General features: G+C 44.1%; 18 protein-coding genes. 12 read left to right on the forward strand and 6 right to left on the reverse strand.

Going from position 1 to position 18,756, the window contains the following annotated elements:
- Positions 1 to 96: 96 nt before the first annotated feature.
- Complete coding sequence (gene add / locus BM100_RS05785; RefSeq protein WP_092508835.1) at positions 97 to 1,098, forward strand: adenosine deaminase; 1,002 nt, start codon at positions 97 to 99, stop codon at positions 1,096 to 1,098.
- A 28-nt stretch (positions 1,099 to 1,126) separates the two neighbouring features.
- Here the strand turns inward: add and BM100_RS05790 are convergent, their stop codons facing one another.
- A complete protein-coding gene (locus BM100_RS05790) occupies positions 1,127 to 2,134 on the reverse strand; it encodes a bile acid:sodium symporter family protein (protein WP_092508837.1) in 1,008 nt (335 codons plus the stop codon).
- A 124-nt stretch (positions 2,135 to 2,258) separates the two neighbouring features.
- Positions 2,259 to 3,299, reverse strand: coding sequence for an oxidoreductase (locus tag BM100_RS05795; RefSeq protein WP_092508839.1), 1,041 nt, complete (start codon positions 3,297 to 3,299; stop codon positions 2,259 to 2,261).
- A 185-nt stretch (positions 3,300 to 3,484) separates the two neighbouring features.
- Between BM100_RS05795 and BM100_RS05800 the strand changes: the two genes are divergently transcribed.
- From BM100_RS05800 to bla, 10 genes are all read left to right on the forward strand, one after another.
- Positions 3,485 to 3,925 carry a DUF2569 domain-containing protein gene (locus tag BM100_RS05800; RefSeq protein ID WP_092508841.1) on the forward strand — a complete coding sequence of 147 codons (441 nt, stop codon included), beginning with the start codon at positions 3,485 to 3,487 and terminating at the stop codon, positions 3,923 to 3,925.
- A 116-nt stretch (positions 3,926 to 4,041) separates the two neighbouring features.
- Positions 4,042 to 4,623: an electron transport complex subunit RsxA gene (gene rsxA, locus BM100_RS05805; protein ID WP_092508843.1), complete on the forward strand. Its 582-nt coding sequence runs from the start codon at positions 4,042 to 4,044 to the stop codon at positions 4,621 to 4,623.
- Complete coding sequence (gene rsxB, locus BM100_RS05810; protein WP_092508845.1) at positions 4,623 to 5,246, forward strand: electron transport complex subunit RsxB; 624 nt, start codon at positions 4,623 to 4,625, stop codon at positions 5,244 to 5,246. The genes rsxA and rsxB overlap by 1 nt, the downstream gene beginning before the upstream one ends.
- Entirely contained in the window at positions 5,239 to 7,602 is a 2,364-nt protein-coding gene (gene rsxC, locus BM100_RS05815) for an electron transport complex subunit RsxC (protein ID WP_092508847.1), read from the forward strand. Before rsxB ends, rsxC begins: the two co-directional genes overlap by 8 nt.
- 12 nt (positions 7,603 to 7,614) lie before the next feature.
- Positions 7,615 to 8,694 carry an electron transport complex subunit RsxD gene (gene rsxD, locus BM100_RS05820; RefSeq protein WP_092508849.1) on the forward strand — a complete coding sequence of 360 codons (1,080 nt, stop codon included), beginning with the start codon at positions 7,615 to 7,617 and terminating at the stop codon, positions 8,692 to 8,694.
- A 15-nt stretch (positions 8,695 to 8,709) separates the two neighbouring features.
- Positions 8,710 to 9,336 carry an electron transport complex subunit RsxG gene (gene rsxG / locus BM100_RS05825; RefSeq protein ID WP_092508851.1) on the forward strand — a complete coding sequence of 209 codons (627 nt, stop codon included), beginning with the start codon at positions 8,710 to 8,712 and terminating at the stop codon, positions 9,334 to 9,336.
- 2 nt (positions 9,337 to 9,338) lie between these two features.
- A complete protein-coding gene (locus BM100_RS05830; RefSeq protein ID WP_092508853.1) occupies positions 9,339 to 10,043 on the forward strand; it encodes an electron transport complex subunit E in 705 nt (234 codons plus the stop codon).
- Positions 10,044 to 10,056: 13 nt separating this feature from the next.
- Complete coding sequence (nth, locus tag BM100_RS05835) at positions 10,057 to 10,689, forward strand: endonuclease III (RefSeq protein WP_092508855.1); 633 nt, start codon at positions 10,057 to 10,059, stop codon at positions 10,687 to 10,689.
- Positions 10,690 to 11,233: 544 nt separating this feature from the next.
- On the forward strand, positions 11,234 to 13,174 hold the full coding sequence (locus BM100_RS05840) for an exoribonuclease II (protein ID WP_092508857.1): 1,941 nt from the start codon (positions 11,234 to 11,236) through the stop codon (positions 13,172 to 13,174).
- An 84-nt stretch (positions 13,175 to 13,258) separates the two neighbouring features.
- Positions 13,259 to 14,203, forward strand: coding sequence for a class A beta-lactamase (gene bla / locus BM100_RS05845; RefSeq protein ID WP_092508859.1), 945 nt, complete (start codon positions 13,259 to 13,261; stop codon positions 14,201 to 14,203).
- A 630-nt stretch (positions 14,204 to 14,833) separates the two neighbouring features.
- Here the strand turns inward: bla and yciH are convergent.
- The 4 genes from yciH to BM100_RS05870 all read right to left on the reverse strand — a co-directional run bounded on the left by yciH (position 14,834) and on the right by BM100_RS05870 (position 17,552).
- Positions 14,834 to 15,157, reverse strand: coding sequence for a stress response translation initiation inhibitor YciH (gene yciH / locus BM100_RS05855; RefSeq protein WP_092508863.1), 324 nt, complete (start codon positions 15,155 to 15,157; stop codon positions 14,834 to 14,836).
- Complete coding sequence (gene pyrF / locus BM100_RS05860; protein ID WP_092508865.1) at positions 15,150 to 15,890, reverse strand: orotidine-5'-phosphate decarboxylase; 741 nt, start codon at positions 15,888 to 15,890, stop codon at positions 15,150 to 15,152. Before pyrF ends, yciH begins: the two co-directional genes overlap by 8 nt.
- Positions 15,891 to 16,061: 171 nt before the next feature.
- The gene (gene lapB / locus BM100_RS05865) at positions 16,062 to 17,231 is read right to left on the reverse strand and encodes a lipopolysaccharide assembly protein LapB (protein WP_092508867.1); all 1,170 of its coding nucleotides are present in this window, start codon (positions 17,229 to 17,231) and stop codon (positions 16,062 to 16,064) included.
- Between the two features lie 6 nt (positions 17,232 to 17,237).
- Positions 17,238 to 17,552: a LapA family protein gene (locus BM100_RS05870; protein WP_092508869.1), complete on the reverse strand. Its 315-nt coding sequence runs from the start codon at positions 17,550 to 17,552 to the stop codon at positions 17,238 to 17,240.
- Between the two features lie 452 nt (positions 17,553 to 18,004).
- On the opposite strand from BM100_RS05870, the gene ribA reads away from it, so the two are divergent.
- Positions 18,005 to 18,595: a GTP cyclohydrolase II gene (gene ribA, locus BM100_RS05875; protein ID WP_092508871.1), complete on the forward strand. Its 591-nt coding sequence runs from the start codon at positions 18,005 to 18,007 to the stop codon at positions 18,593 to 18,595.
- Positions 18,596 to 18,756: the final 161 nt, after the last annotated feature.

Genomic DNA, 18,756 nt, shown 5'->3' on the forward strand with positions numbered 1-18,756 from the left:
GATCTCATTCGGCTCCCCCCTATAAGAATCTTCTTGCCAGTCAATACATTGACTGGCTTTTTTGTATATCCAAGTTTTGATAAGAAGGATAAAAAAATGATCGATACACGGCTTCCCTTAACCGATTTACACCGTCATCTGGACGGCAACATTCGTCCTGAAACTATTTTGGCTCTCGCCCGTCAACATAATATCCCTCTTCCCGCTTATGAATTGGAAGCATTACGTCCTCATGTTCAGATTATTGAGAACGAACCAAACCTCGTTAGCTTCCTCCAGAAATTGGATTGGGGTGTTGCTGTTCTGGCTGATTTGGAAGCCTGCCGCAGAGTTGCCATTGAAAACGTCGAAGATGCAGTCAATGCGGGGCTGGATTACGCAGAACTACGTTTCTCTCCCTATTACATGTCCATGAAACACCAATTGCCTGTTGAAGGTGTTGTAGAAGCGGTCATTGATGGTATTCGCTCTGCCAGCCAGCAGCATGACATTCAGATTCGCTTAATTGGTATCCTTAGCCGAACGTTTGGTGAAAAAGCCTGTACTCAAGAGTTGGCAGGACTTCTCTCCCATAAACAACATATTACGGCATTGGATCTGGCTGGTGATGAATTGGGTTTCCCGGGCCATCTTTTTGAACAGCACTTTAAGCAAGCACGTGATGCAGGATGGAACATTAGTGTACATGCCGGGGAAGCTGCTGGAGCGGAAAGCATTTGGCATGCCATTCGAGATTTGGGTGCAACGCGTATTGGTCATGGTGTCAAAGCGATTACTGATCCTGCTTTGATGGATTATTTAGCTGAACACGGTATCGGGATTGAATCCTGCTTGACATCAAACCTGCAAACCAGCACCGTCGATTCTTTGCAAGCGCATCCCCTGAAACAATTCCTGCAGCATGGCATTCTGGCTTCAATCAATACCGATGACCCTGCGGTAGAAGGCATTGAAATTCGCCATGAGTATAATGTTGCTGCACCAGCCGCAGGTTTGTCGGCAGAGCAAATCCGACAGGCGCAAGTTAACGGACTGACGACAGCTTTCCTCAGCGAAGCTGAAAAACAGGCACTGAAAGCCAAAGTAGCAAACCGATAATACGCTGATTAATTGCAAAGGCAGAAAATCACTCTGCCTTCTTGGGTTTCGGTTCATTACTGAATTTCTGACGCTGTGCATAACGTTGGGCAATCACCGCACAAACCATCAGTTGGATCTGGTGGAAAATCATCAGTGGCAGCAACATAATCCCCACCATCGAGGCAGGAAACAAAACATTTGCCATTGGCACTCCATTCGCGAGGCTTTTCTTCGAACCACAAAATACAATCGTGATTTCATCTTCTTTGCTGAATCCAAGCAAACGGGAGCTATATACGTTAATAACCAAGACGATGGCTAATAACACACAACATACAACACCAATGATAAGAAGCGAATAGGCATCAATTTTATGCCAAATCCCTTCGACAACCGCTTCACTGAATGCAACATATACCACCAGCAAAATAGAAGAACGGTCAGTCATGTTGACCCATTTTTTATGTTTTTCTATCCAAGCGGCTATCAAGGGGCGTGATAAATGCCCAACGATAAAAGGCACCATTAGTTGCAAAATAATGTCTTTTATCGCCTTCCATGTATCTGTATGTGCACCGCCTTCGTGAGTTTGGATCAAGAAACCCACCAGCAGAGGAGAAAGGAATACCCCTAATAAACTTGAAGCAGAAGCGCTGCATATTGCAGCAGCTACATTGCCTTTTGCCACAGAAGTAAAAGCAATTGAAGACTGAACAGTGGCTGGTAATGCACAAAGATAAAGAAAACCCATGTAAACAGTAGGTGACATCCATTCCGGCACAATAAAATGTAAGCCCATGCCCAGTATCGGGAATAAGATAAACGTACTGCAGAAGATAACCAAATGCAGCCGCCAGTGACCAATGCCTGCAAAAATGGCATCACGGGATAATTTCGCGCCATGCATAAAAAACAATAACGCGATGGCCGCTATCGTTAAGTACTGAAACCATGTTTTCGCTTCCCCTTCACAAGGGAAAAATGAGGCAATGACGACGACTGTTACCAGTATAACCAAGAACGGATCAATTCTTAATTTATGCAGCAAATTCATAAAATGCTTCCCTTGCTTTATCAACAATAACCTAGTCACATTTCCATTGGCCACAATAATGACGGGTGACCAATGAATATTGACAGGCTGGCAGATTACTGGGCAATTTATTTAATGAAAGTCATTAATCAATGAGAACTGCGCGTTGTTCCCTTGCCGATTTGTCCCCCGCCTCAATGAGCTTCATAATCAGAATAGCTTCATCGGCTGTGACAGGATTCGGCTTCCCAAACAAAATCGCATCACGGATAGCGGCATAATAAACGCCATAATTACCCGGTATAGTTGGAATGACTTGTGTGATCAAGTCTTCTCCTTGTGACAACGTCACAACACCATCACGTGCATCATAACCCCAATCGGCTCGCAAAGGTCTTTCTCCTGCCTTCAAACACTCCTCTTGTGGATCCAATCCATATTTCATGTAACTACCCGCCATGCCATGCAAGGTAAAGATAGGCGATTCTGCAGCAACAAGCATCGATGCATGCAGCACAATTTTCAAATCAGGGTAATTCAATTGGGCATGAAAATAATCTGCTGTCTCAGCATTTGGCCGAATCATACCTAAATCAACATTAATTGCTTGTGGCTTACCAAAAAGCTGAACAGCCTGATCCAATAAATGCGGAGCTAAGTCGTACCAAATTCCTCCCCCTATCGCCGCCGATTCTCTCCAGCGTTGACGAACGGCCGGGCGGTAACGATCAAAATGGGATTCATAATATTTCAATGCACCCAATGTATTCTCTTCAAGGAGTGATTTCACTGTCAAAAAACCAGAATCCCAACGACGATTATGAAATACCGATAATAACAAGTTGGATTCTTCGGCTTGTTTCTTCAATGATTCCGCTTGTTCCACCGTGATGGTGAAAGGCTTATCAACAATAACATGTTTACCTGCGGCCAATGCTTTCTGTGCTAGTGGGAAATGTGTATCGTTGGGTGTTGGGATCACGATAAGGTCAATGGCAGGATCGTTAAATAGTGCTTCTGGAGAAGAAACAACGGATACTGCCGGCCAATCTTTCTTCACTTTCTCTGCATCACTGCTGGAAATGGCAACCAATTCAACATTGGGGGTTCCTGCAATCAATGGTGCATGGAACGTTTTACTTGCATAGCCATAACCAACCAAACCAACTTTCACAAAATCACTCATAACAGCCTCTAAAAAATAATCGTAATGTCACAGAGAGTAAGCATAACAAGATAGTCAATATCATGGACAGGTAACAAGATATCAGAAAATAACTCTGCCTATCACACGTTAGCAAATAATCCTGACTCCTGTGCTACTATCTTTTTCCTGTTTCGGAACACGCATTATGGAATGAAGGTTTGTTTATGTATCAATCCAATGATTATTATCGTATCAATGGCTGGTTATTAGCTCCTGCTGCTTATTTAATCATGACATTAATTGCTGCCAGTTTAATGCTGGTGTTATATATCATGACGTTTATCCAACAAAGTGAGTTGATTCACCAAGTTAGCGAGAACTTCACCTCCATGTGGTATATCTCAGTATTAACCACAGCAATAATGTGGTGCTTTACGGTGTGGATATTAAAATTGCTTTTTATTCGCTCAAAACGTTTTCCTCGCATGTTTATTATCTGGCTTATGCTTTCTATCTTGATTGCCATTAAAACATTTGCTTTTTCCCCTATTGCAGATGAAATGGCAGTACGTGCCTTATTATGGCCATTACTGGCAGCGGCTGTTTTCGTTCCTTATATAAAACGCTCTTATCGAGTAAAAATGACTTTCACACAAGATCGATAACATACCCCACAATTGATTGTTATCATTGCCCCGCTTGCCTCACCGAAAGTGGGGTATTTCTATTCAGACCATATAGCAATTTTTCATTTTCCAGCATCTTATTTTCAGGTATAGCAATGACTGAATACCTTCTGTTATTTATTGGCACCGTACTGGTCAATAACTTTGTTTTAGTAAAATTTTTGGGCCTGTGCCCTTTTATGGGTGTATCCAAAAAACTCGAAACAGCCATTGGCATGGGGCTTGCGACTACATTTGTTCTGACTCTCGCCTCCATCAGTTCTTGGCTGATAAACACCTTTATTCTTGTACCTCTCGATTTAACTTATTTACGTACCCTGAGTTTTATTTTGGTTATTGCGGTTGTCGTCCAATTTACGGAATTGGCAGTTCGTAAAACCAGCCCAACCCTTTACCGGCTTTTAGGTATCTTCCTTCCGCTGATTACAACCAACTGCGCTGTACTCGGTGTTGCATTGCTCAACGTTAATCAATCCCACGGTTTCTTGCAGTCCGCCGTATACGGTTTTAGTGCCGCTGCCGGTTTTTCCCTTGTCATGGTGTTGTTTGCTGCTATACGCGAACGTTTGGCTGTTGCCAACATACCGGCACCTTTTCGTGGCTCATCTATCGGGCTGATTACCGCGGGATTAATGTCCCTCGCATTCATGGGTTTTAGTGGTTTGGTGAAATTCTGATGACGTCATTGTGGATTGCTATCAGCGTGCTGGGCGTGCTCGGATTATCCTTTGGTTTAATCCTTGGGTTTGCTGCCCGTCGTTTCAAAATAGAAGAAGATCCGATTGTTGAGAAAGTCGACAATTTACTGCCTCAAAGCCAATGTGGTCAATGTGGGTATCCTGGCTGCCGCCCTTACGCTGAAGCGGTGGCCAATAATGGTGAGATGATCAATAAATGCGCTCCCGGCGGGGAGCAAGTTATGCTCAAGATGTCTGAACTGTTGGGCGTTGATCCGCAACCACTGGATGGAGATGAGAGCATTCAAAATCCCGTCAGAAAAGTCGCTTTTATTGATGAAGAAAATTGTATCGGTTGCACAAAATGCATTCAGGCCTGTCCTGTCGATGCCATCATTGGGGCAAACCGCGCCATGCATACCGTTGTTGAAGACCTCTGCACCGGATGTGACCTGTGTGTCGCACCTTGCCCAACGGATTGCATTGCGATGATCCCTGTCGCTACCACTACAGCAAATTGGAAATGGAATTTAAACACTATCCCGGTAAAAAACATTCCCGTAGCATCAGAGCCTGTATTGTTCTCTCCTGCTCAGTCTGTTGAGGTTGAAAGTAATGTTTAATCTATTCAACTTACTCAACAAGAATAAAATCTGGGATTTCGAAGGTGGTATCCATCCACCAGAAATGAAACTGCAATCCAGTCGTACACCTTTACGCCATGCTCCACTGCCGGATGAATTAATTATCCCCTTGCAACAGCATTTGGGGCCAGAAGGTGAATTGCTGGTTAAAGCTGGTGATGCCGTACTGAAAGGCCAACCATTAACGTTCGGAACTGGCCGGACTGTACCCGTGCATGCCCCAACTTCTGGCGTCATCGCCGCCATTGAGCCTTGCGTCACCGCGCACCCTTCCGGATTGAAAGAGTTGTGTGTCAGATTACACCCTGACGGCAAAGATCAATGGGGAGAACGGATTCAGACCGCTGACTACGCAACGCTTGATGCTGACACATTGCTGCAACGTATCCATCAAGCGGGGATTGCAGGTTTGGGCGGCGCCGGTTTTCCAACCTCGACAAAGCTCAATGGCGGTCGGCACAATCTCAAGACATTAATCATTAATGCCGCAGAATGTGAACCCTATATCACAGCAGATGATCGTCTGATGCAAGAGCATGCCAATGAAGTTATCGAAGGCATTCGTATTTTGATGCACCTGCTCGCACCCAAACAGGTGCTGATCGGCGTTGAAGATAATAAACCCGAAGCCGTTGATGCCCTGAATACCGCTCTTAATGGTGATAAATCTATTATTGTGCGGGTGATCCCGACAAAATACCCGTCAGGCGGAGCCAAACAACTTACCAAAATCCTGACAGGGAAAGAAGTTCCTTCAGGCGGCAGGTCTTCTGAGATTGGCGTTCTTATGCAAAATGTCGGCACAGTAGTGGCAATCAAACGCGCCATTATTGATGGCGAACCGCTAATCGAACGCATTGTGACTGTAACAGGAGAAGCGGTAGCATCCCCGGGTAATTTCTGGGCGCGTCTCGGGACGCCAGTGAACTTCTTGTTACAACAAGCTGGATTTAAACCTAATTCAGAACAAGAACAAATGGTCATTATGGGTGGCCCATTGATGGGATTCACCCTGCCCGATTTGAATGTACCGCTCGTAAAAATCAGCAACTGTATTCTTGCGCCTTCAATAGAGGAAATGGAACCCAAAGAGATTGAAGAAGCCTGCATCCGATGTGGATTATGTGTTGAAGCATGCCCTGCCGGATTATTGCCCCAACAACTTTATTGGTTCAGTCGTGGGCAAGAACATGATAAAGCCAAAAACCACAATTTATTCGATTGTATTGAATGTGGCGCCTGTGCTTATGTATGCCCGAGCAATATTCCTCTGGTGCAATATTATCGACAAGAAAAAGCGGAGATTCGAGCTATAGACGCAGAATCCCGCCGTTCAGCAGAAGCAAAAATTCGCTTTGAAGCCAAGCAAACTCGCATGGAGCGAGAGAAATTGGCACGTGAGGAGCGACATAAAAAATCCGCTGTCCAAATTAACAGCAGCGATAAAAATGCAATAGACGCCGCCCTTGCCCGTGTGAAAGAAAAACAAAATACGGCGGGTGAATCCATCATAGTGCAGGCTGGTCAATCACCGGATAATGCAGCAGCAATCGAAGCACGTAAAGCTAGAAAGGAACAATTGCGTGCCCGTAAAGCCGAAAAACAGACCACGGTTGATGCTGAACTCAGTGCAACAACCCCAACAGTTGAAAGCAATGACCCTCGCAAAGCTGCTCTTGCCGCTGCAATAGCCAGAGCAAAAGCGAAAAAAGCATCTCAAAGCGAAGAAGTGACAGCGTCACCTAACGAGCTGCAAAACAACGCTGATGATAAACCAGATCCGCGTAAAGCAGCCGTGGCTGCCGCCATTGCCCGTGCCAAGGCCAAAAAAGCGGAACAACTTCAGGCTGAATCAGTGCCACAGCCAATTGTCACTGCGGAAGCGGAAGATATCGACCCGCGTAAAGCCGCCGTGGCCGCTGCCATTGCCCGTGTTAAGGCTAAAAAAGCAGAACAACTTCAGGCTGAGCCAGCGCCACAGCCAACTGTCACTGTGGAAGCGGAAAATATCGACCCGCGTAAAGCAGCCGTCGCCGCTGCCATTGCCCGTGCCAAAGCCAAAAAAGCGGAACAACTTCAGGCTGAGTCAGCGCCACAGCCAACTGTCACTGCGGAAGCGGAAGCCGTCGACCCGCGCAAAGCAGCCGTCGCCGCTGCCATTGCCCGTGCCAAAGCCAAAAAAGCGGAACAACTTCAGGCTGAACCCGCACCGCAGCCAACTGTCACTGCGGAAGCGGGAGATGTTGACCCGCGTAAAGCCGCCGTCGCCGCTGCCATTGCCCGTGTTAAGGCTAAAAAAGTGGCACAAGAACAACAAAAAATTCCAACAGAATAGTGACATTGAACGATGAAATTTAGGCCAGTAAAAACTGACAATCACCTGCTAAAAGTCGCAAGTTCGCCTTTTACACATAATAAAAAAAGCACCAGCCAAATCATGTTCTGGGTAGTATTAGCTGCAATACCCGGTATTGCAGTACAAACTTATCTATTTGGCTATGGAACGTTATTTCAGATCTTGTTGGCAATCATAACGGCGTTGCTGACTGAATCCGCTGTTATCACGCTGAAAAAACAATTAATACTCCCCTATCTTAAAGATAATTCGGCCTTAGTTACCGGGCTACTGCTGGGAATTAGCTTACCTCCACTTGCACCGTGGTGGTTAATTGTACTCGGTACATTTTTTGCTATCGTTATTGCCAAGCATCTCTATGGCGGGCTTGGGCAAAATCCGTTTAACCCAGCAATGGTAGGCTATGTTGTTTTGCTCATCTCATTTCCTGTGCAAATGACCAGCTGGATACCGCCTGCCTCTTTGCAAACTTTCACTCTAACGCCTCTGGATAGTTTGATGGTTATCTTCTCTGGGCATACGCCTGATGGCTCCACCTTGCTGCAATTACAACAAGGTGTTGATGGATTGAGCCAAGCAACACCATTAGATAGCTTTAAAACTGGCAGATTGACCCACGATATTCATGAAGTATTACAGCAGCCTATCTTACAAGGTGTTTTAATCGGCATCGGCTGGCAATGGGTCAATATCGCCTATCTGGTTGGCGGATTAATTATGATTAACCGCAAAGTCATTAGCTGGCAGATCCCAACAGCATTTATTTTATCATTGGGCATTTGTGCATTACTGAGCTGGCTGATTGATCCCACTCGCTATTCACCACCTTTGTTGCAACTTTTCTCAGGCGCAACCATGTTAGGCGCATTCTTTATTGCAACAGATCCGGTCAGTGCCTCAACAACCCCAAGAGGGCGTCTCATTTATGGTGCCATTATTGGGATTTTGATTTGGATTATCCGCGTTTATGGCGGTTACCCAGATGCCGTAGCCTTTGCTGTGTTACTGGCAAATATCTGCGTCCCATTGATTGACCATTACACACAGCCCCGTGCTTACGGCCATAACTAAGGGAGGGAAAGTGCCATGTTAGAAACTATGCGACGCCACGGTATCACCCTTGCAATTTTTGCAGCGTGTACAACAGGATTAACTGCCATTGTCTATTCATTGACAAAAGACCGGATTGCCGAGCAAGCGGCACTACAGCATAAAATATTATTGGATCAAGTTGTTTCCCCTGATTTGTATGACAACCAAATGCAGGATGAATGTTACTTGGTGGCAGATAAGGCCCTTGGCAACTCACAACCTCATCGCCTTTATCTTGCCCGCAAGCATGGAGCGCCGGTTGCTGCGGCTCTGGAAAGCACCGCACCTGATGGTTATTCAGGTGCAATTCAATTGCTGGTAGGCGCCGATTTCTCTGGTAATGTGCTGGGGGTTCGGGTGACGGAACATCATGAAACTCCGGGCTTGGGAGACAAAATTGATACCCGTATTTCCAATTGGATCTATGCTTTCTCCGGCAAAAAAATTACCTCGCCAGATGACCGCAACTGGGCAGTCAAGAAAGACGGAGGCGAATTTGATCAATTTACTGGCGCCACCATTACTCCCCGTGCCGTTGTCAATTCAGTCAAACGTACAGTCCTGTATCTAGAAACCGTACCGGCACAACTTTCTTCACTTCCAGTTTGTGGGGAGAAATAATCATGAATGAAACAAAAAACCTATTTATCCAAGGATTATGGAAGAACAATTCCGCCCTCGTCCAACTTTTGGGCCTTTGCCCCCTGCTTGCTGTTTCTTCCACTGCAACCAACGCACTTGGTTTGGGATTGGCGACAACGCTGGTCTTGTTGAGCACCAATATCGCCGTATCTGCTTTGCGCCGCTGGGTTCCACACGAAATTCGTATCCCCATTTACGTGATGATCATTGCATCTGTTGTCAGTGCTGTTCAGATGTTAATAAACGCATTCGCGTTTGGGTTATACCAATCATTGGGGATCTTTATTCCATTAATTGTGACTAACTGTATCGTCATTGGTCGTGCCGAAGCCTATGCATCTAAAAACACTATCTATAATTCTGCAATTGATGGGCTGGCGATGGGATTGGGCGCAACTTTTGCTTTATTTGTCCTAGGGGTAATGCGGGAAATTTTAGGGAACGGTACTATTTTTGATGGAGCAGATTTGTTATTAGGTCATTGGGCAAAATCATTACGCATTGAAATTGTTCATATGGATTCTCCCTTCTTGCTCGCTATACTGCCTCCTGGGGCATTCATTGGCTTGGGATTGATGCTGGCAGCAAAATATATTATCGACGAACGTCTCAAAAATCGCTCAGAAAATAAAGAGCGTCAATACAATATAGAAAAAGGCTGTGGAAGCCACATCACAAGAAACTGAGGGTGTAATAGATATGAATCAACAAAAACGGGTCGAAATATTAACCCGCTTGCGGGATAACAATCCACACCCAACGACTGAGTTGGTTTTCAACTCCCCTTTTGAGTTATTGATTTCCGTATTGCTCTCTGCACAGGCTACGGACGTCAGTGTGAATAAGGCGACAGCAAAACTGTATCCTATCGCCAATACCCCAAAAGCAATTCTGGATCTTGGTGTCGAGGGCTTGAAGGAATACATAAAGACTATCGGGTTATACAATACCAAAGCTGAAAACGTCATTAAAACCTGCCGTATTTTGCTAGAAAAACATGGTGGAGAAGTGCCGGAAGATCGTGCGGCATTGGAAGCCCTGCCGGGTGTTGGTCGCAAGACTGCAAATGTCGTGTTGAATACCGCTTTCGGTTGGCCAACTATCGCGGTGGATACACATATCTTTCGTGTCAGTAATCGAACCCGATTTGCCCCAGGCAAGAACGTTGATGAAGTTGAAAAGAACTTATTAAAAGTTGTACCGGCTGAATTTAAGGTTGATTGCCATCATTGGTTGATTTTACACGGTCGATATACCTGCATTGCTCGTAAACCCCGTTGTGGATCTTGCATTATTGAAGATCTTTGTGAGTATACGGAAAAAACTGAATAATAGTCGGTCATTTCCTCTATACCTATAAATTTTGAATTGCATTGATTTTAAGTTGCACTGAAATAGCAAGGAAACGGATTTACCCAATCAAAACAAGAGCAGCTAACAAGGAAGCAATTCGATAAGCTGAGCATTCTTACCTTCATCACTCCTAGCCTGTCTTCTGTTGACATTCATCGAGGACAGGCTGAAAAACAATTCAACGCATCCTGCATTTATCACATTGAAATATTTCACCTAAAAACCAGCCCCACTTATTGATAAAAGACAACGTGCTTTTAATGTCTCCCCTTTTAGAATTATTGTTTTTTGAAGTTTTTTACACAGGAGGTTAAGTGGATGGAGTTTTCGTAATTACACAAGTATGTTGTAACTAAATTGGGGTTATTTTGATATCGCGAAATAATCAACTTCAAATGCTCAATTATTGCGCTTACCACACAGTTTTTCCTGTTTTGATAAGATGTTACTTGCCCCACACTCCCGATTCGCGTAAAACTGTTATCTAAAATTACTGATAATAACTCCACACTCCTCAGATATTATGTTTCAAAATAATCCGCTGCTTGCGCAGCTAAAACAGCAACTTCACTCTCAAACCCTGCGAGTAGAAGGTTTAGTCAAAGGTACTGAGAAAGGCTTTGGATTTTTAGAAGTTGATGGTCAAAAAAGTTACTTCATTCCACCGCCCCATATGAAAAAAGTGATGCACGGAGATCGGATTACCGCTGCTATCCATACAGACAAAGATAAAGAGATTGCTGAACCAGAAACTCTGATTGAACCATTTTTGACCCGTTTTGTAGGAAGGATCCAAAAGAAAGAAAACGATAATCGACTATGGATTATTCCTGACCACCCATTATTAAAAGACACAATTCCTTGCCGTCCAACCAGCCAAGTGACCCATGCTTTCGAAAATGGCGATTGGGCCGTAGCTGAAATGCGCCGACACCCATTGAAGGGTGATCGCGGTTTCCATGCTGAAATCACGGGTTATATCACTAAAGGTGATGACCACTACGCGCCTTGGTGGGTAACTTTGACTCGTCATAGCCTGGAGCGCAGCGCACCAGAAATGACGGAATGCCAGTTAGATGATACGGCAATCCAGCGTGTTGACCTTACAGCCCTTGATTTCGTCACTATCGATAGCGCAACAACCGAAGATATGGACGATGCTCTCCACATCGCCAAAAATGATGATGGTAGCCTGAAACTTTCCATTGCCATTGCCGATCCTACCGCTTATATCAAAGCGGACAGTGAATTGGACAAAATTGCCTATCAGCGCTGCTTCACTAACTATTTGCCGGGCTTTAATATCCCGATGCTCCCTCGCGAGCTGTCAGATGACTTGTGTTCTCTGCGTCCTAATGCCCGCCGCCCTGCCCTGGTTTGTCAGGTGTCAGTTCTGGAAGATGGTCAATTGGGCGATGACATTCAGTTTTTTGCGGCTTGGGTCGAATCAAAATTCAAACTGGTTTATGACGAAGTTTCTGATTGGTTAGAGTCTAAAGAAGGCTGGAAGCCTGAATCAGAAGCCGCTACGACACAAATCACTCTCTTGAAAGAGATGTGCGATCGCCGCAATAATTGGCGTCAGCAACATGCCCTGGTTTTCAAAGAGCGACCAGATTACCGCTTTATCCTTGATAATGGTGGCAATGTTGTTGATATCGTTATTGAGCAACGCCGTGCAGCCAATCGCATTGTTGAAGAAGCAATGATCACAGCCAACCTGTGTGCAGCCAAAGTATTGCGTGAAAAATTAGGCTTTGGTGTTTATAACGTCCATACTGGTTTTGAAGCAACTCAAGTTGAACAGGTCGTTGAAACGCTGAAAGAACATGGCATCAATGCTAATGCTGAAGCCTTACTGCAACTGGAAGGTTTCTGTGAATTGCGCCGTGAGTTGGATAAACAGCCGACCCAATTCCTTGATAGCCGTATCCGCCGCTTCCAAACGTTTGCAGAGATAAAAACGGAACCAGGTCCACATTTTGGTTTGGGTTTTGATGCCTATGCAACATGGACTTCCCCTATCCGCAAATACAGCGATATTATCAACCATCGTTTGCTAAAAGCGGTCATTCAACAAACCGATGCAGAAAAACCAACCGAAGAAACCTGTCTGCAATTGACAGATCGCAAACGGGCAAACCGCTTGGCAGAACGTGATGTCGGTGATTGGCTCTATGCCCGCTTCCTCCATCCTCATGCAGGAACAGATAAAACATTCCCGGCAGAGATTATTGATATCACTCGTGGTGGGTTGCGTGTTCGTTTGGTTGATAATGGCGCCATTGCTTTTGTTCCTGGGCCATTCCTGCATGCTGTTCGTGATGAATTGCAATGCAGTCAGGAAACAGGCTCCGTATTGATTAAGGGTGAAGCTGTCCACCAATTGAATGACATCATCAATGTCCGTATTGAAGAAGTCAGAATGGAAACCCGCAATATCGTAGCTCGTCCTGTAAATTAATCGTTAAACCCTCTGTATAACACTATGAGACTGCCGCCTATTAATGGCGGCAGTCTTTTATAAATAGCGATTTAGGATATTCATATGCGCACGGCTGTATTCAAATTAGCAACACTGACAACTCTGCTTTTCCCTCTGATTAGCAACCTAAGCATTTCTTCTGCCTACGCTGCCACTACCCCCAATAATACCCTCGACGTAATATCTCATCCGAGTAATGTATCCGGGAAAAATCAGATCATCGCCCAACTTTCAGCATTAGAGAAAAGCGCTAACGGTCGCTTGGGGGCTGTATTGATAGATACAGCCGATCATTCCACTATTACGTATCGCGCCAATGAACGTTTTCCTCTATGCAGTACCAGCAAATTAATGGTTGCATCTGCGGTGCTAAAACAAAGCGAAAAAGATGAAAGTTTATTGAATAAAAAAGTTAGCTACCCACAATCAGCGCTTGTTGAATACAGCCCAATTACGGAAAAACATCTCAAAGAAGGAATGACTTTAGGTGAGTTGAGCGCTGCAACACTGCAATATAGCGATAATACCGCCATGAATTTGCTTCTTAATCAATTAGGTGGTCCACATAAAGTTACTGAATTTGCCCGTACAATTGATGACAATCACTTTCGCCTAGATCGTAAAGAACCAGAATTAAATACCGCTGAACCGGGTGATAAGAGAGATACTTCCACACCACAAGCTATGGCAGACAGTCTATATAATTTGACTCTGGGAAATGCCCTGGCTTCTAAACAGCGTGCTCAATTGGTCGAATGGTTAAAAGGAAATACTACGGGTTCCGCTAGTATTCGTGCCGGAGTGCCAGCCGATTGGGTTGTCGGGGATAAAACCGGGCGCGGTGACTATGGCACAACAAATGATATTGCGGTAATTTGGCCAGACAATAAACGCAGCCCGTTGATTTTAGTGACTTACTTTACTCAACCCAGCAGCCCCGAAGCCAGCGCCAGACCTGATGTTTTGGCCGATGCGGCGCGTATCATGACTCAAGATAAAACACATTAATTCAGTAACAATCCCTCTTTATATAAGGGGGATTATTTCACTCCAAAAAAGCGCTCTTAGCCCAGATTCTGATTGCCATCACTTCCCCTCTTTTGATTGCCTTCTTGTTCTTTTGTTTCTCTCTTGGTATTTCACAGAATTTCTTATCATCTTTGCATTTATACCTGCGATACTTGTAACCCAAAAGGACGCGAAGGTAAGACACATATACCCCGCTTAAATCATGCAATATCATGCCAGTAGAATGTGAACCATCAACCCATACAATTCATTAAATCAATCATCGCCATTATTGCCACGACAGTAGATACCAACGTGTCAATGGATGGGAATTTTATTTTTATAGAATGGCTCAAACAGGACAATTGGCGCAGTGCTAAAAATGGAAAAAGACTGATAGTTCATTCAATGAAAAAACCTGGCATATATATTTATATGTCTAACCACATAAATTTAAGATCTTTGCTGATTTCCTTGGTGAATCCCATAATTTTTTATAACAACTAAATTTGCATCAATATTTCTTTTTCACCCATGCAAACTCTATTAATCGAATTCAATTACCAAGCCAGACTACTTATTTGCGGTCTGGCTTGTATGCTTATTTATGGAAGTAATAAGAAACTGAACTTAGCCTCCCGCCAGTTTCACTTTCATTCCTTTGGCTTCCAATAATTGCTTTAATAAATCGCGTTTATCGCCCTGAATTTCAATTTCGCCCTCTTTAACAGAGCCACCACAGCCGCATTTTTTCTTCAACTCTGCTGCCAACTTAGCGAGTTCCTGATCATCAGCATCGATTCCTGTAATGATACAAACCCCTTTGCCCTTACGCCCGCTGGTTTGACGTTGGATCCGTACAATACCATCACCTTTTGGGCGAACAGGTTTAATTTTTTCTTCTTGGATACGACCTGTATCTGTCGAATAAACCAAACGAGAGTTATTATCCATGAATGTTCCTGATAGATTGATTAATCTGCTGTAGTGCCAAAGACGGATTTTCCGCGCGGGTAATCGGACGCCCTATCACCATATAATCTACCCCCGCTTTAACGGCTTGAGGTGGTGTCATAATTCGGCGCTGGTCACCCGCGTCTGAACCTTCCGGGCGAATACCCGGGGTAACAAGCTGAAATTCTTTGCTACACACAGATTTTAATTGCTGTGCTTCATGAGCCGAACAAACTACACCATCCAGACCACACTGTTTTGTCAATAAAGCCAGACGCTCAGCATGCTGTGCTGGAGTCACATCGACACCGATGCCCGATAAATCAGCTTGTTCCATGCTGGTTAGCACGGTAACCGCTATCAACAATGGTGCGTCCTTACCGTAAGACAATAACGCTTCTTTGGCAGCGGTCATCATTCTTGCGCCACCACTCGCATGAACATTGACCATCCAAACTCCCATTTCAGCCGCCGCCGCCACCGCTCTTGCTGTGGTATTAGGGATATCATGAAACTTAAGATCTAAAAATACGTCAAAACCACGTTGATGCAGTGCCTGTACAAACTGCGGGCCATACAGCGTAAACATCTCCTTACCCACTTTTAGACGACAAGATTGCGGATCAATCTTGTCGACAAATTCCAGTGCTGCGTGCTGATTATCGTAATCCAATGCAACAATAACAGGCGAGTCAATCCGTTTGTCTAAAGTTTGGGCTGTATGGGAAGTCATCTTTATATCCTTCGATTTACCAATGGACTTGCATTACTAATGAAAAGAAGCATGTTGTCATTAACATGCTTTGAGGCTATTTGTCGTTTAAAATTTTTTTGTGGATTAAAAACCAGTCGTTGAATTAACACGATACGTTGCCAGCACAGGATGCCAACATTAGTGACACTGTCACTGACCATCCAAACCTCGAATCGGTTTAATGGAATCCCATGAACGGCAAGATGGGCAATGCCAATATAGCGCACGGGAAGTAAATCCACATTTATGGCATCGATAATCAGGTTTTGTACGGATTTGCTCGCCTACCATATTGCGTAGCAGGATCAAACTTTCTTTTGCTCTCCCTTCTTCCGCATCCGCTAAATGGTAATCCATCAAGCGGTAAAATAATTTCATGGTTGGATGACGCTCCAGCTGACGATTAATGAAGTTTTGGGCAATATCGCGCCCTTCTTTCTTCTCAATAATGTCGGCCATATGAAGCTCGGCAATTGCACCACACTTTTCTTCTACGCAGCGCTGTACAAATACTTCCCACTCATCCGGTTGTGACAGATGCTGATAACATTCCTTCAGCATCGACAGAGATTCGCTGATCAGCTCTTTATCCTGTTCCAGAACACGTTTCAATGCATCAATGGCTTTAGCATATTCATGCTGGGCCATATAAATGCGGCCAAACATGATGGAGACACGAGCACAATTTTTGTCTGCCTGCGCAGCTTTATTCAGGTGCCCAATAGCATCAGTAAAATCATCATTTCCCATGCATTGCAATGCTAATTCACAGTAAAAATGAGCAATTTCTTCCCTAAAATGGTGTTTGCCCAACTTTACCAATTTTTCAGCAACATCAATGGCTTTATTCCAATCACTGGTAGATTGATAGATGGTTAGCAAAGAGTTGAATGCATTTTCACGGAAGTCAGTCTCATCCACCAGCTGGATGAACATATTTTCAGCACGATCATAGACTCCGGCAGCCATATAATCTCGCCCCAATTGCTGGATTGCGAGTAAACGTTGCTCAAATGTCAGTGATGCGCTTTCCATCAGCGATTGGTGGATACGAATAGCTCTTTCAACCTCCCCCCGGGAACGAAACAGATTCCCCAATGTCAGGTGAGCCTCAAATGCAGAGCTATCTTCTTTCAGCATATCAAGGAATAAATCTACTGCCTTATCCTGCTGGTTGGAAAGTAAAAAGTTAACGCCATCAACATATTCACGTGCAAGACGATCAGCGGATTGCTGTTTATCTTGTTGAGCACTTCTGCGCCCCATATACCAACCATAGGCGGCAGCAATAGGAAGCAACAGAAACAACAGCTCTAACATGAAGAATTATTCCTTGTTTAAGGCTACAGTCGATGTGGTTTTCAGGGATGACTCAGATGGCTGTTCCAACTGGGTTTCCAAACGCTTAATTTTACGCTTTGCCCGTTGCAGCGAAAGGCGAGTGCGCAGGTAAAATGCCCCACAAACTCCCCAGCCAAGAGCAAAGCCAACAGCAAATAACACCGCCAAAAGTGTTGATACCGAATAATCTCCTTTGGCGATCAAATAATTGAATGTCACTATCTGATTGTTGTTCGATCCCAATGTCACTGAAATAACAAAAACAACCAGAGCCAGCAATAATATCAAAAAATATTTCACATTTTTTCCTGTTATCTATTGTTACTGATTAGTTATGCCAAATAACAGACATAGTGGCGTGTTAAATTAGCATTTCTCGACTACGCAAAGGAAGTAATTTATTGCACCAAGCACCGATTTCCTCCTTTTTGTGATGCTATTCTACTTGTTTGCGCCCAATCTTTACTTTCTCCTCGCTGGTTCTGTCCAATGTCTTTCCGTAAAACATAAAAAGTAGCACAGCATAACCACAAAAATATCCTTACAGTTTAGCATGTTCACATTCTTATATTGAGACTTGAAATCCGTAAGACAGATATTCATTCATTTTAATAAATTCTGTTATAATGTGCGGGCATGCATGCGTTGTAATCAGAGAAAAATTTTTTATATTTTTTAGCTGATGTATCAACCGATCTTGTTCTGAGTATCGCAATATTTATAACGAGTCAAATCAATATATGAATACTAAAATGCAGCTAAAACGAGTAGCTGAAGCGAAGTTACCTACGCCTTGGGGCGAGTTCTTGATGATTGGGTTTGAAGAAATCAAAACAGGTCGTGATCATGTCGCCCTTGTTTTTGGTGATATTTCTGGCGATAGCCCGGTATTATCGCGGATCCATTCTGAATGCCTCACCGGAGATGCTTTATTCAGTCTAAGGTGTGATTGTGGTTTTCAATTAGAAGCAGCATTAACACAAATTAGTAAAGAAGGCCGAGGTGTTTTGCTGTATCACCGTCAGGAAGGCCGAAATATTGGCTTGCTGAATAAAATCCGCGCTTATGCTTTACAAGATCAGGGTATCGATACCGTTGAAGCCAATCATCAATTAGGTTTCGCGGCTGATGAAAGGGATTTTACCCTTTGCTCAGATATGTATAAGTTGTTAAATATCAATGCGATTCGTCTTCTGACCAATAACCCTAAAAAAGTTGAAATCATGGTGGAAGCCGGCATAAATATTGTAGAACGAGTGCCGTTGATTGTTGGGCGAAATCCTAAAAATGCTTACTATCTGGATACCAAGGCCAGCAGAATGGGGCATATGTTGCTTAAATAAGCAGCCTCTTTTGATTGCGTTGTTGACTCCAGAGTCGAGTTAAGAGATATCAGTTTATCTTTTAATCTCCGCAGTAATTAATCTCTGCAATAATTCATCTCTACAAAACAAGAAAAACTGCGTCGGTGTGGGCGCAGTTTTTCTTTCCAAAGATAATTTAT

Origin of the sequence: Xenorhabdus mauleonii (genome assembly GCF_900113945.1) — a bacterium.
GTDB lineage: Bacteria > Pseudomonadota > Gammaproteobacteria > Enterobacterales > Enterobacteriaceae > Xenorhabdus > Xenorhabdus mauleonii.

What these genes read in the sequence shown, in the direction of transcription:
- add (WP_092508835.1), top strand. Translation starts at nt 97, where the DNA reads ATGATCGATACACGGCTTCCCTTAACCGATTTACACCGTCATCTGGAC.
- BM100_RS05790 (WP_092508837.1), bottom strand. Translation starts at nt 2,134, where the DNA reads ATGAATTTGCTGCATAAATTAAGAATTGATCCGTTCTTGGTTATACTG.
- BM100_RS05795 (WP_092508839.1), bottom strand. Translation starts at nt 3,299, where the DNA reads ATGAGTGATTTTGTGAAAGTTGGTTTGGTTGGTTATGGCTATGCAAGT.
- BM100_RS05800 (WP_092508841.1), top strand. Translation starts at nt 3,485, where the DNA reads ATGTATCAATCCAATGATTATTATCGTATCAATGGCTGGTTATTAGCT.
- rsxA (WP_092508843.1), top strand. Translation starts at nt 4,042, where the DNA reads ATGACTGAATACCTTCTGTTATTTATTGGCACCGTACTGGTCAATAAC.
- rsxB (WP_092508845.1), top strand. Translation starts at nt 4,623, where the DNA reads ATGACGTCATTGTGGATTGCTATCAGCGTGCTGGGCGTGCTCGGATTA.
- rsxC (WP_092508847.1), top strand. Translation starts at nt 5,239, where the DNA reads ATGTTTAATCTATTCAACTTACTCAACAAGAATAAAATCTGGGATTTC.
- rsxD (WP_092508849.1), top strand. Translation starts at nt 7,615, where the DNA reads ATGAAATTTAGGCCAGTAAAAACTGACAATCACCTGCTAAAAGTCGCA.
- rsxG (WP_092508851.1), top strand. Translation starts at nt 8,710, where the DNA reads ATGTTAGAAACTATGCGACGCCACGGTATCACCCTTGCAATTTTTGCA.
- BM100_RS05830 (WP_092508853.1), top strand. Translation starts at nt 9,339, where the DNA reads ATGAATGAAACAAAAAACCTATTTATCCAAGGATTATGGAAGAACAAT.
- nth (WP_092508855.1), top strand. Translation starts at nt 10,057, where the DNA reads ATGAATCAACAAAAACGGGTCGAAATATTAACCCGCTTGCGGGATAAC.
- BM100_RS05840 (WP_092508857.1), top strand. Translation starts at nt 11,234, where the DNA reads ATGTTTCAAAATAATCCGCTGCTTGCGCAGCTAAAACAGCAACTTCAC.
- bla (WP_092508859.1), top strand. Translation starts at nt 13,259, where the DNA reads ATGCGCACGGCTGTATTCAAATTAGCAACACTGACAACTCTGCTTTTC.
- yciH (WP_092508863.1), bottom strand. Translation starts at nt 15,157, where the DNA reads ATGGATAATAACTCTCGTTTGGTTTATTCGACAGATACAGGTCGTATC.
- pyrF (WP_092508865.1), bottom strand. Translation starts at nt 15,890, where the DNA reads ATGACTTCCCATACAGCCCAAACTTTAGACAAACGGATTGACTCGCCT.
- lapB (WP_092508867.1), bottom strand. Translation starts at nt 17,231, where the DNA reads ATGTTAGAGCTGTTGTTTCTGTTGCTTCCTATTGCTGCCGCCTATGGT.
- ribA (WP_092508871.1), top strand. Translation starts at nt 18,005, where the DNA reads ATGCAGCTAAAACGAGTAGCTGAAGCGAAGTTACCTACGCCTTGGGGC.